Source organism: Nostoc sp., assembly GCF_036917675.1.
Classification (GTDB): domain Bacteria; phylum Cyanobacteriota; class Cyanobacteriia; order Cyanobacteriales; family Nostocaceae; genus Nostoc.
Map to the genome: position 1 here is coordinate 26,719 of NZ_JBALCT010000006.1, position 12,419 is coordinate 39,137.

At 41.7% G+C, this 12,419-nt stretch carries 11 protein-coding genes; 5 read left to right on the forward strand and 6 right to left on the reverse strand.

Going from position 1 to position 12,419, the window contains the following annotated elements; all coding sequences use genetic code 11:
• Positions 1-34: 34 nt before the first annotated feature.
• Complete coding sequence (locus V7K31_RS02540; protein ID WP_335092402.1) at positions 35-580, forward strand: (2Fe-2S) ferredoxin domain-containing protein; 546 nt, start codon at positions 35-37, stop codon at positions 578-580.
• A gap of 389 nt (positions 581-969) precedes the next feature.
• Complete coding sequence (locus V7K31_RS02545; RefSeq protein WP_335092404.1) at positions 970-2,157, forward strand: PD-(D/E)XK nuclease family protein; 1,188 nt, start codon at positions 970-972, stop codon at positions 2,155-2,157.
• A gap of 449 nt (positions 2,158-2,606) precedes the next feature.
• On the opposite strand, the gene V7K31_RS02550 is transcribed toward V7K31_RS02545, so the two are convergent.
• The 3 genes from V7K31_RS02550 to V7K31_RS02560 all read right to left on the reverse strand — a co-directional run bounded on the left by V7K31_RS02550 (position 2,607) and on the right by V7K31_RS02560 (position 6,345).
• A complete protein-coding gene (locus V7K31_RS02550) occupies positions 2,607-3,551 on the reverse strand; it encodes a PEP-CTERM sorting domain-containing protein (RefSeq protein ID WP_335092405.1) in 945 nt (314 codons plus the stop codon).
• A gap of 641 nt (positions 3,552-4,192) precedes the next feature.
• Positions 4,193-5,569: a 1-acyl-sn-glycerol-3-phosphate acyltransferase gene (locus tag V7K31_RS02555; protein ID WP_335092406.1), complete on the reverse strand. Its 1,377-nt coding sequence runs from the start codon at positions 5,567-5,569 to the stop codon at positions 4,193-4,195.
• Positions 5,570-5,775: 206 nt separating this feature from the next.
• Entirely contained in the window at positions 5,776-6,345 is a 570-nt protein-coding gene (locus tag V7K31_RS02560) for a Uma2 family endonuclease (protein WP_335092408.1), read from the reverse strand.
• A 213-nt stretch (positions 6,346-6,558) separates the two neighbouring features.
• Between V7K31_RS02560 and V7K31_RS02565 the strand changes: the two genes are divergently transcribed.
• Entirely contained in the window at positions 6,559-8,373 is a 1,815-nt protein-coding gene (locus V7K31_RS02565; protein WP_335092409.1) for a proline--tRNA ligase, read from the forward strand.
• Positions 8,374-8,673: 300 nt separating this feature from the next.
• Complete coding sequence (locus tag V7K31_RS02570) at positions 8,674-9,288, forward strand: GerMN domain-containing protein (RefSeq protein WP_335092411.1); 615 nt, start codon at positions 8,674-8,676, stop codon at positions 9,286-9,288.
• 94 nt (positions 9,289-9,382) lie between these two features.
• On the opposite strand, the gene V7K31_RS02575 is transcribed toward V7K31_RS02570, so the two are convergent.
• From V7K31_RS02575 to efp, 3 genes are all read right to left on the reverse strand, one after another.
• Positions 9,383-9,730, reverse strand: a complete 348-nt coding sequence (locus V7K31_RS02575; protein WP_334942311.1) for an ArsR/SmtB family transcription factor — start codon at positions 9,728-9,730, stop codon at positions 9,383-9,385.
• Between the two features lie 62 nt (positions 9,731-9,792).
• The gene (gene accB, locus V7K31_RS02580) at positions 9,793-10,350 is read right to left on the reverse strand and encodes an acetyl-CoA carboxylase biotin carboxyl carrier protein (RefSeq protein WP_335092413.1); all 558 of its coding nucleotides are present in this window, start codon (positions 10,348-10,350) and stop codon (positions 9,793-9,795) included.
• Positions 10,351-10,460: 110 nt separating this feature from the next.
• Positions 10,461-11,018 carry an elongation factor P gene (gene efp, locus V7K31_RS02585; RefSeq protein ID WP_335092414.1) on the reverse strand — a complete coding sequence of 186 codons (558 nt, stop codon included), beginning with the start codon at positions 11,016-11,018 and terminating at the stop codon, positions 10,461-10,463.
• Positions 11,019-11,236: 218 nt separating this feature from the next.
• On the opposite strand from efp, the gene V7K31_RS02590 reads away from it, so the two are divergent.
• The gene (locus V7K31_RS02590) at positions 11,237-12,343 is read left to right on the forward strand and encodes a peptidylprolyl isomerase (protein WP_335092415.1); all 1,107 of its coding nucleotides are present in this window, start codon (positions 11,237-11,239) and stop codon (positions 12,341-12,343) included.
• Positions 12,344-12,419 lie beyond the last annotated feature (76 nt).

Here is a 12,419-nt window from a genome sequence, read left to right on the forward strand (position 1 = left end):
TGACTAATCACTAATTACTAACTTTTTATCAATCATGGGTGACAAGTATTTGACGTTATCAGAATTGAATCTTGAGGGACAGTTACTAGGTTTTGTTGGTGGTGAACCAGGAAAATATAAATACATGCAATTGGCAGTTCCATCTGGAAATGTGGAAATTAAACTGCCTAAAGAGTTACGCCGTTCTCTAAGTTTATCCTTAGTTCCTGGTCAGCAAATTCGCGTTTGTGGTCATAGTAAGTTAGACTCGCGCACAAGTAAAATTAAAATTAAAGCCTATCGGGTGACACCAATTGATGCGTGTCCAAATCAAGATTTACCACTCCAACCCAAAGCGAGGATTATGGTATGTCAAAAGGGCGGTTGTATTAAACGTGGTGGTAAAGGGTTATTATCGGAATTAGAAAAAACTTTGTGCGATCGCGGTTTGTCAGACAAAGTTACCATTGAACATACTAGTTGCCAAAAATGCTGTAGCAGCGCCCCCAACTGTGTTTTACAGATTGGTAAAAAGAAATACAAGAATATTCATCCAGATGCGATCGCATCTTTGCTAGAAAATCACTTAACAGAGTCATAACCTTCTCTAGCTATTCTTAAAATAATACACGACTTTGTAGGGGTAAAATTTTTACCCCTATTTGTTGTAAATATTGTTTATGTAGCAATACGCTTGGGTTAAGGATAATTGTAGGTTGGGTTGAACGTAGTGAAACCCAACAAAGTACCGAAAATGTTGGGTTTCGTCCCTCAACCCAACCTACATTGGTTTTGGTTTTTGACTTTAACCCAAGCGTATTGGTTTATGTAGCACTCTTGTCAAACTGCGATCGGCTAAGTTATAACTGCTGCACTGCTAGTAATAGCCTGCCTGCAATTTCTAATCGCCGGGTATATTTGCAAAGGTGAGATACTCCCCCTAGTTATTGTGTATAAATTTCCGCAAATATCTTAAATAGCTAAAAATCAATGTCTTTGTTTAGCAATTTACTCAATTTACATTCAACAAGTAAGCCGCTTGAAGATTTTTTTACTGAAATTGTTGCTTATTTTTTGTCCCTGAATAATGATATTTTAATTGGTTGGCTAAAACATCACTCAATCATTAGTGATGATAATTATTCCACCATCAAGATTTCAACCCAACAAGAACACAAACGACTTGAAACCCATACTGAAGATAGTAGATTGGACATTGTAGTTGAACTGTCAGATGGTTTAAATACAGATGTAATATTTATTGAATCAAAAATTGGCTCTACAGAAGGATGGCGACAGTTAGAAAAATATGCTGAGATTCTGAGTAAATTAAAAAATGTTAGACATCGAATTTTGATTTATATCACCCGTGATTATGATCCAAAAGACGAAATCAAAACTCCAGGATTTAATTTAGAGACAAAGATAAATTTTTATCAACTGAGGTGGCATCAATTTTATGCCCGCTTACAACAACACGCAACTGATATCTTAGCCCAAGAAATATTAATTTTTATGAGGAGAAATGCAATGTCTACCACAAATCAATTTTCATCAGTTGACTTATTGACAATGGTGAATTTTAACAAAACTCTCAATCTCATGGAATCAACTCTCAGCGAAGAAGTACAGCACGAATTCAAGCTAGCTTTTGGAGGTGTTATCAGAGGTGCAGCAAGTAGGACTCAATGGAAATGGGACGGAAGATTTATTATCTACACCCATTTTTCTCCCTCAACATGGGACTTATGGTGTGGTCTTGGATACTTCAATTTAAATCCAATTAATTTAACTGATTATCCATATTTAGGTATGTTTTTGCAAGTTTCTCATAAGTTTGGACAACGCGCAAAAATTATTGAATCTATGCAGAAAATAATTAACGATAAGCCTAATATATGGACTCCTGTTAATTTAAAAATTTTGCCAGCATGGTCAGGTATATTTTATCGAAAAAGCCTACAAGAGTTTTTATCTCAAGAAAACCAGCTATCTGCTATTAAATTATTTTTCCAAGAGTCAATAAAGGAATTAAAAACGGTTCAGGAACAATATTTTGACTTTCACTGGAAGGGTGTAAGTATAGAAACAGCTACAGAAGCTGATCAGGAAGAAGATCCAGATATATTATCATCTTCTATCGGGGGAGTTGAATCAGTTGTAACTCTATTAAAATAAAAATAACTCTGCATTCTCGTAGTTGTTATGAGCCTTACCCTGCCTCCGGCTTCCCTCTCCTTAGTAAGGAGAGGGATTGAGGGTGAGGTTTGATCTTATATTTAATTACGCCTACCTGCTTAATAATATTGTTCATAAGCAATTGATAGCATTTTTATAAAAATAGCATCTGGATTACATATAATCCTGGAAATATTCTAATGGCTCATCAAAGTCATCAGTATGATGCACCTATCTCTAGAGTTGCAGAATAACTAGCGGCTCGTCTACTTGTATTTGATAAATATTATGAGCTTTCCCAAGATTATTTGGAGAATCACTTGAGTCTTTTTTGTATTTGATAACTCTCTGAGATAAAAAATGCCCTTACTTTCTAGTAAGAGCATTGAAATTAACTTATTTAATGTTTCGTGCGGGAATCTATAGAGTTTTATTGCTGCGAATAATCTCTACCCATTTGCTACGATGATTGATTTCTTGCGGCGCTTGCTGCCAGCTAAGGCCAGACCGACGATTCCTAAACCAGCGAGACTAGCAGGCTCAGGAGTCGATTTGAGAATAGTAGATTTAGTAAATTCAAATGCAATGGTTTGTGTGCCGTTGAATTTGTTGGCATCATAGCCAGTGGTTAGCAACTGCTGCGTTACATTGCCCTGTGCTAGAAACGAGATTCCATTAAGATAATTTCCAGAGTTGATGACATTAAGATTAAATGTATTGTCCTGGCCGTTGTTGGTAAAGTAACTACTAGTCAAATCACCATAAGTGGCAACACCACCACCTTGTTTTACCTGACTTTCGTAAGAATTACCTCCTCCTGCTAAACCACCATATGTAGCAACAGTATAGCCTTCTTTGATATTAGTAACTGTCTTTGCCTGAACACCACTATAAACACCTAGTTGTTGTACCCCTGAAGCGTTCGCTGAAGCGAAATGAATACCAAATAAATCCCCACTGCTCATAGCATTGTCAAAGGTCTTACCGGCCATGTTGAAGAACAAATCACCATATCCAATCTGACCTCCTGTAGCACCCGCTTCAGCCTCTCCTGTTAACTTCATATTGCCATTGATTGCAACAATGATGCTGGTAGCAGTTTCTTTGATCGCCATACCAGAGATATCGTAGGGATTTACTGTCCCTGGTGCAGCACCAACCCAGTAGTTTCCGTTCATCCCATCTTTGTTTGAATCAAATGCATACTGCCAGCCGCTAGCATCATTGGGATTTTGACCCACCAAAAGACCGGTAGTGTCGTTCAAACACTCCAAAGATATGCTAAATGCTGTTCCCTTTAAGTCGGAGGCATATGCTCCTTGACCAGCCACAAAGAAGATTCCAAAAGTGGCAACACCAACCTTGAGTAAATTGAATAAGCCGTGAGTTTTCATGTTTTATAAATTGATTAAGAGAATCACAATTTTCTGGACTTCTCTATTTGTAATTTCAATTACAAAAATAGAGAAGCGTGATTCTTCTGAAATATAATTTGGATAACTTAACGGGAATTTTATAAACCTCAAAAAACAAGTTACATATTTAGTTAAAATTGCTTTTATCTAACCCAATTATATTAAAGGTGAAATAGGAGCAAAGCCAAGCAGGTCTAGTAGCCTACGATTTTCTGCACCCATTTAATTAGATAATTTTGAAAAACTTTTAGGTTTGTGTAATTTCAATAAACTATGTCCCGCGAGCATCTCCGTACAGGGCATCTAAACCCGCGATCGCTAGAAATAAATAACCCCACCCCCAACCCCTCCCCGCTCTTCGGGAGGGGAGACAAAGCATAGCTTTGGCGGGGTGGGGTTCTTCGGGTTTAATGAGCAATCAAACGGACATAATATTAAGACCGCTACCTCTACAGGTAGCCCCAGTTTCAGTCGGAGTTTAAATCCCCCGGAGTTGCTCCTCTTGGGGAGACGCCAAGACTGCACTCATCTTCGTCTGAAAATATCTAAAATTTTTGAATTTTGAATTTTGAATTTTGAATTGTTATTCTGCTTCTTAGCTAAAGATGCAACCCTCCGAATCAAATCAAACCTTCCATCGCATGTTGCAAATCATTCGTTACATCAGCAACAGCCTGCCTAGCAGCCAAACGATTCCCTTGATACGTCGGGTAGCGCTCAGAAATAGATATCAGTTTACCCACGGTAATTTTTACCTTTTGCTTACCCAATTGTGGACGTTGTATAGCTTTATCACCTTTGATTTTAGCAATCATCTGCCATAAAATTAAAATCGTCTCAGCAAACCTTTCTGCTGTTGGATTTTCACGAATATAATTACCAGAAACTGCCACAAAACTTTCTACTAAACGCATATGCCACATTCGCGCATTCGCTTCTTCAGCAACGCGATCGCCTAAAGCTTTCTCTACAGCAGATACTCCTTTTACATCCTTAAAATCTTCTCTAAATATATAATTCCAACCTGCTTGTTCTACTCGCTGACATCGATCCCTTAAACTACCTTTTGCCTGCAAATCAAAATACTGTTCTGATATTTGTAGCGCCGCATTCAATAAAGCTTGTAAACGAACTGCTAATGCTTCATTTCTATCTTCGATCTCTACTGTTTTGACATCTGCCAGTTTTTGATGATAGAACCGCGTGTAAAATTTTTCCATCAACGAAAGTAAATGTTCTGCCAAAGTCAACAACCGGGGATAAAGCGACTCTATAGAAGCCTGTTCTGGTGGATTCACAGGTAAACCACTAGCCGTTTCCAATTCACTTAAAAGATTTGCGATCGCATCCCAAGGAGCATCAACATAACTATATTTAATCCCAACTGGTACAATTAGAACCTGTTGGTCGCGTCCTACTTTGTGCAAATCTTCAGCACACCAAAAGCCTAATTGGGCGATACCAGGTTCTAAGGGGCTAATATTCTCTGATAAACCATTGGTAGCACCTTCTGGCGCAGCCGCCATCGGGAATTTCCCATTGGCGAACAAGTCACGCGCCGAACGTAACCCCGTCCAGTCAGCCTTACCGCGCTGAATCGGAGTAGCACCTAAACGAGAAGCAATCCAACCTACATAAGAACCTGCCCATAGAGGAATCCCGCGATCGTAGATAAAATGAGCGTGAATCGGATATTCTAGGGCTATACCTTGCGATCGCGCTACCTTCGGCACAAGTTGAGAAAACAAGTAGCTCAAACAAAATGGATCGTCTGTTTTCGGATGGCGAAATGCCAACATAAAACGGATCTTACCTTCCTGAAACTGGCGATAGAGATCCACCAAAACCTCTACGTTGTCTGCTTCAATTTGGGTAATAGCTGTTTGCCAGTTAATGTAAGTTGGTAGTAAAAGCTGGACAACTTGTAAAAATAAGGGGTTAAACGCCGGAGGAATAAATTCTAAGGGTGCCTGTGCTTGATAAATTACATCTGCCAAGGTAGTTTCTCCTAAAGATGCCGCGATTTCTGATCGCCCAGGGTTATTTCTTTTAAGTTATCTTAACGGCTGTAAAATCCCCTGACGTTACGAATTACGAATTACGAATTATTTTAATGAACCGCACCTACGCAGACTTATAGAGTGTTTTCTGTTGCGATAGAAAGTATGGGTAGATAGTGGAGGTTTAGCAACACTTGCAAATCTTAATAACAGGACAGACTCAAGCTAAATCCTGGCAATACATTTTCACCCGATAATTGTGTGGGTAGATTTCGCACTTCCACATCTTGTTTTTGGCGATAAATTTCTACTTGCTGTTGTTGGGGATTTATCAACCATCCCAATTGTACTCCTGCATCCATATATTCTTGCATTTTGGAACGCAACATTTCCAAATCATCTGTTGCTGACCTTAATTCAATGACAAAATCTGGTGCAATGGGGGGAAATTTGCGTCTTTGTTCAGGTGTAAGTCCTTGCCAACGTTCTCGTTGAATCCAAGCAGCATCTGGGGAACGATCGCCACCATTGGGCAATTTGAATATAGTAGAAGAACTGAAAGTGTAACCGAGGCCAGTTTGCCGATTCCAGATTCCCAAATCAATAATTAAATCTGCTTCTCGATTGCCGCTTTCTCCTCCAACGGGGGACATAATGATTAATTCTCCCTTGGTAGTGCGTTCAAATTTCAGTTCGCGGTTATTTTGACATAAGTGATAAAATTGTTCGTCACTTAGGTTAACGGTGTCTAGTTTTAATGTCAGAGGACTCATAACCTAGACCTAGATTAAATAGTTGCAAAGCATTATATCATGCCATATCTTAACGGCTGTAAGATGCTGATCGCGCTCACCACGCAGGTTCAAAAACTAGGATACCTTCTTAGTCCGCCCAGGCGGACAAAAGTTTGTGTGCAAGATTAACCGCGATTTCTAATCGCCAGGTGGTTTATAAACAAATTAGAGATTCTGGAAAGGCAATAAACGATGCGACTATCACAAATGTTATTCGTTACACTCCGGGATGATCCAGCTGATGCTGAGATTCCCAGCCATAAATTATTACTCCGTGCGGGTTACATTCGTCGTATCGGTAGTGGTATTTATGCTTATTTACCTTTGATGTGGCGGGTACTGCAAAAAGTTTCCCAGATTGTGCGGGAAGAAATGAACGCTACAGGCGCACAAGAATGTCTTTTACCACAATTACAACCGGCTGATTTATGGAAGGAATCGGGACGCTGGGATACTTACACCAAAGCTGAGGGGATCATGTTTTCCTTAATTGACCGCCGTGAGCAACAATTAGGATTAGGCCCAACTCATGAGGAAGTTATTACAGCGATCGCTCGTGATATGATTCGCTCTTATCGCCAGCTACCACTACATCTCTACCAAATTCAAACTAAATTTCGTGATGAAATTCGTCCCCGCTTTGGTTTGATGCGCTCAAGAGAGTTTATCATGAAGGACGGCTACTCTTTCCATGCCGATGAAGCCAGCCTCAAAGAAACTTACCAGGATATGTATAAAGCCTACAGTAATATCCTGCGGCGTTCTGGTTTAGCTTTTCGGGCAGTAGAAGCTGATTCTGGTGCAATTGGTGGTTCTGGTTCCACAGAATTTATGATTTTGGCGGAAGCTGGTGAAGATGAAGTTCTCTACACTGAGGATGGCAAATACGCCGCTAACGTAGAAAAGGCTGTTTCTTTACCAATTGATATTGAAGCCTCACGGTTTACAACCTATGAGAAACGCGATACACCTGTAACAGAAACCATTGAAAAAGTCTGTCAACTCCTCAACTGTTCTCCGACTCAATTAGTGAAAAATGTCCTTTATCAGACAGTTTATGATAATGGTATAACGGTGTTAGTTCTGGTGAGCATCCGAGGCGATCAGGAAGTTAATGAGGTCAAGTTACAAAATGAATTGACCAAATCAGCTTCTGAGTATGGCGCTAAAACTATTATTAGTTTGAATGTACCAAATGTAGAAGCCCAGCAAGCATGGACAGCGAAATGTCTACCTTTAGGCTGCATTGCGCCAGATATCGCAGATGAGTATATTACCGCTAATAAACAGATCCATCCCAAGTTTTTGCGTTTGGTGGATCAAACAGTCGTTGATTTAAAAAACTTTGTTACGGGTGCGAATGAAGCGGGCTATCACGTAGTTGGTGCTAATTGGGGTGAGCAATTTAAATTACCAAGTGGTGTAGTAGATGTGCGGAAGGCAAGACCAGGCGATCGCGCCATCCATAACCCAGAACAAACTCTTGCAAGCGCTCGTGGAATTGAAGCAGGTCACATCTTCCAATTAGGCACTAAATATTCTCAAGCGATGGGAGCAAATTATACCAATGAACAGGGTGAAGAAAAGCCGCTCCTTATGGGTTGTTTTGGCGTAGGCGTGTCACGATTGGCACAAGCTGCCGTAGAGCAATCTTACGATAAAGATGGGATTATTTGGCCAGTTGCGATCGCACCTTATCACGCGATCATCACAATTCCCAACATTAAAGATGCTCAACAAGTCGAAATCGCCCAAAAACTTTACACAGAACTGAATCAAGCGGGAATTGAAACCCTACTTGATGACCGCGATGAACGTGCGGGAGTGAAATTTAAAGATGCTGACTTGATTGGCATCCCTTATAGAATTGTAACCGGGCGGGCGATCGCTAATGGCAAAGTCGAAGTTGTAGAAAGAGCCACCCGTAAATCGCAAGAAATTGTCATTGATGAAGTTGTATCTACACTCAAACAGTGGATTACCGCCGCAATTCAGGTAAAAAATTAAACACCAAGATTTACGCAGAGGAATAAATACTTCACTTTGCGTTTCTCTGCGTTTTCCTCAGCGTTCCTTTGCGTTGTAAATTTAATCATCTCCAAAAAGAATGAAATTTACATAATTTGGTAGGTGACGGATTAGAAGTAAAAATTCTAAAATTGAGTCAGTGACTCACAGGATTAATGCTTTTTGAGACATAAAGTCTCTTCCAGGTTGTGGGAAACTCTCCACTTGTAAGTATCGTCCTTAACCAGGCTGCTCCTCACATAACTACTATATCAGCCCTCAGTCAGGAAAGTTTTGAACATGAAAGACCAACAAGGATCTAATCGTATTTCTTCAGGCGTAATTGCAGCCGTATCAGCAGCTGTTGTAGCGGTGGGTGGCGGCGTAGCTTGGTTTACTTCACACTCCAGCAATACTCCCACGCCGTCAAATCCCTCCGCGCGAATCGTTCAGCCAGCACAGCCATCAACTAAGCAGCCAGGTAATGAGCAAACTGCTAACGTTTATTGGCTCACACCAAAAGACAAAAATATTGCTTTGGTACCCCAGCCTGTTAAAGTAGCTTCTGTACAGCCCAACCAGGCTTTAGAAGCAGCTTTCCAAACTTTGTTAGCAGGCCCAACAACAGGGACAGATTCAACAACTACTATCCCCAAAGCAACCAAGCTGTTGGGGCTGAAGTCAGAAAATGACGAGGTTCACGTTAATTTATCTGAAGATTTTACCAGTGGTGGTGGTAGCACTTCAATGATGGGGCGCGTGGGACAAGTTGTTTATACTGCGACAACTTTAAATCCTAAAGCCAAGGTGTACATTGACGTGAACGGCAAACCGTTGGATGTTTTAGGCGGTGAGGGTCTAGAGTTAGAACAGCCACTAACTCGTGAAAGCTTTCAGAAAAATTATCCTCTTTAAAAAAGTTAGGAGTTAGAAGAGACGCGATTAATCGCGTCTGTACAGGAGTGAGGAGTTTTAACTCATAACTCATAACTCATAACTCTTATGAAGCTTACCGATTGCTATTTAACACACGAAAGTTACGAGCTTGCTGTTCTAACCTTGTGGCGAGGCGATCGCAAACCCGATTACACAAATCAAAAATCATTTCATCTTCCACCCGGTAATAGGCGCAAGTTCCTTCACTGCGGCGGCCAAGGATTCCTGCTTGCCACATTACCTTCAGGTGTTTTGACACATTTGCCTGAGAAGTCTGTGTTGCCTCTACCAACTCTTGCACGCATTTTTCTTCATCCCGTAGTAAGTGTAGCAGCCGCAAGCGCATTGGCTCACTTAACAGGCTGAAGTATTCAGCTACTTGTTGCACCACTTCTGGTGGTAAAGGCAACGTTTGTTTCATCAGGATTAACCCGCAAGGACTGAAAGTTTTAACGATGACTCACTTCATATATACATTAATACTTAATCAGGGTTAATTCGCATCAAAGGTTGACCATATTCTACAGCGTCACCATTTTGGAGGAGAATTTCCATCACTTGGCCGGAGAGTTCGGCTTCGATTTCATTCATCAGCTTCATGGCCTCAATGATACAGACTGTTTGACCCTTGCGGACGCGATCGCCCACTTCCACAAATGTCGCTTCCCCCGGCGCAGGAGCGCGATAAAACGTTCCTACCATTGGGGAAAGCACTTCTACTAATCTCTGGTCAATAGTTGAGGGGGCATTTACTGATAACTGCAATTGTGTGCCAGTTCCAGCATTATCAAACACGCGACCTGTGGCCACCTCCGTTACTTGACTTGCGACCCCCTGGTTTCCCAAAGATGAACCCGACATCAAACCCGAACCTACCACACCGCCCAAGGTCCCTTGACCTGCCGACAACACCTGATTGCTGATGCTCACAGCCTTACGGACTGTCAGTTCAAAGTCATCGCTTTTGAGCGTAACTTCTGCAATATCTGTTTGGGCGATTGTTGCCAGTAGTTGGCGGATTTCATTAAAGTCCAATGGCACAGTTTTTATTACCTCGACCTATCCGTAAATTAGTATTTTAAGTGGGGCAGGGATTTAATCCCTATGTAGGGATTTAAATCGGTGGACAAACATCTCAGTGGAGATGAAAGTTATTCCCTGTTGAGATATTTATCTTCCTGAGTATCAACTTTGATGCGTTCTCCTTGAGAAATAAACAAAGGAACCATCACAATTGCACCAGTTTCCAGAGTTGCTGGTTTTGAGCCACCTGTGGCAGTATCACCTTTTACACCTGGATCTGTTTGTACAACTTCCAGAATCACAGACTTAGGCAATTCTACTCCTAGTACCTGTTCGCCCCATTTAATAACTTCCGCTTCCATACCTTCCTTGAGATATTTGACGCGATCGCCAATTTGTGCGCGGGTCAATCTGCCTTCTTCGTATGTTTCCATATCCATAAAGACGAACTCATCGCCCTCTTTATAGGTGTGTTGCATCGTGCTTTTTTCTAAGGTGGCTTGCGGAAGCGTTTCCCCTGCTCGGAACGTTTTTTCAATCACGCTCCCACTTTGGACATTTCTCAGTTTGGTTCTGACAAAGGCGGAACCTTTGCCTGGCTTAACGTGGAGGAATTCGATCACTCGCCATACAGTCCCGTCTAAGACAATTGAAACACCAGGTCGAAAATCGTTACTGGAGATCATGAAACTTTCAAATTTTGGAAGACAATCGGCATTTATTGTACCCTTCAAGCGGAGTAATTAGCTATTTAGTCATTTGGCATTGGGCATTGGGGAAGAATTCTTATAACTCCTAACTCCTAACTCCTAACTCCCTACTCCCCACTCAGCACTCATACTGTGGGAAGATTATTGATGGGTTACGTCCAGTCAACAATTCAATGCTGCATTTGAGTTATCCCATGCTTAACTTATTAAAATCGTGGCTGAAGAACAGCCTAATGGCAATACTGCTGGTAACAATATTTTTAGGCATAACTACATCTGGGTGGACTCCCTCTAGTAGTGCCGCGCTGCCAGCTGGCAATGCAATTACTGACGGTAAGGCTCTGTTGCGGTATGCACTCCCGATAGATAACAAACCCGTGCGGCAACTACAAGCCAGTTTAGAGGACATTTCTGCCCAACTGCGGGCGAATCGGCGGTGGGGTGCTATTTCCAAAGACATCAGCAAAGCATCCCGCATTCTCGATAAACCCTCCCAAATCTTAACAAGCGTTCCCGAAGAACGCCAACCCCAAGCCGAAGCTTGGATTACCGAGTTGAAATCTGGGGTGGGTAAACTGCAAGAATTGGCAGACAGCAAAGATAAAGAACAAATTCTGCAAGATAGAGCTAAACTGCTGAATCTCGTCACTCAGCTAGAAGAGTCAATGGTGAAACAATTCCCCTTTGAAGTGCCTACCCAGTTCAGTAATCTGCCGCAACTTAAAGGTCGTGCCACTGTAGAATTCAAAACTAATAAAGGCGATTTGACCCTTGTAGTAGACGGTTACAGCGCCCCTGTCACTGCTGGTAATTTTGTAGATTTGGTGCAAAGGGGTTTTTATAATGGCTTAGAATTTACCCGTTCTGAAGAATCTTACTTTCTGCAAACTGGAGATCCTGCTGGCAAAGACGTGGGTTTCATTGACCCAACAACGGGCAAATATCGCGCCATTCCCTTAGAAGTCCTGGTTCAGGGTGATAAAGCGCCTACCTATGGCATTACTCTCGAAGAAGCCGGTCGTTACGTTGATATGCCAGTTCTGCCTTTCTCTGCCTTTGGTGCAGTGGTGATGGCTCGTCCCGAAAGTGAAGTGAATGGTGGTTCATCACAATTTTTCTTCTTTTTGTTTGAACCAGAACTCACCCCCGCCGGACGCAACCTATTGGATGGTCGTTATGCCGTTTTTGGCTATCTCACCGAAGGCAAAGAAGTTTTGGATAAACTGAAGGCGGGTGACAAAATTGAATCGGCAACTGTGGTTCAGGGAATAGAAAATCTGGTTCAGCCGCAAGCAGCATAACAAGAGAGCAGGGGGAGAACAATTACTAACTCACCCCGTGTGCAACTTGCTCTCAAACCTAATCCCCAACCCCTCG

Bases quoted from the DNA above. Each gene is read 5' to 3' on its own strand.
- V7K31_RS02540 (WP_335092402.1), top strand. From the start codon at position 35: ATGGGTGACAAGTATTTGACGTTATCAGAATTGAATCTTGAGGGACAG.
- V7K31_RS02545 (WP_335092404.1), top strand. From the start codon at position 970: ATGTCTTTGTTTAGCAATTTACTCAATTTACATTCAACAAGTAAGCCG.
- V7K31_RS02550 (WP_335092405.1), bottom strand. From the start codon at position 3,551: ATGAAAACTCACGGCTTATTCAATTTACTCAAGGTTGGTGTTGCCACT.
- V7K31_RS02560 (WP_335092408.1), bottom strand. From the start codon at position 6,345: ATGAGTCCTCTGACATTAAAACTAGACACCGTTAACCTAAGTGACGAA.
- V7K31_RS02565 (WP_335092409.1), top strand. From the start codon at position 6,559: ATGCGACTATCACAAATGTTATTCGTTACACTCCGGGATGATCCAGCT.
- V7K31_RS02570 (WP_335092411.1), top strand. From the start codon at position 8,674: ATGAAAGACCAACAAGGATCTAATCGTATTTCTTCAGGCGTAATTGCA.
- V7K31_RS02575 (WP_334942311.1), bottom strand. From the start codon at position 9,730: ATGAAACAAACGTTGCCTTTACCACCAGAAGTGGTGCAACAAGTAGCT.
- efp (WP_335092414.1), bottom strand. From the start codon at position 11,018: ATGATCTCCAGTAACGATTTTCGACCTGGTGTTTCAATTGTCTTAGAC.
- V7K31_RS02590 (WP_335092415.1), top strand. From the start codon at position 11,237: ATGCTTAACTTATTAAAATCGTGGCTGAAGAACAGCCTAATGGCAATA.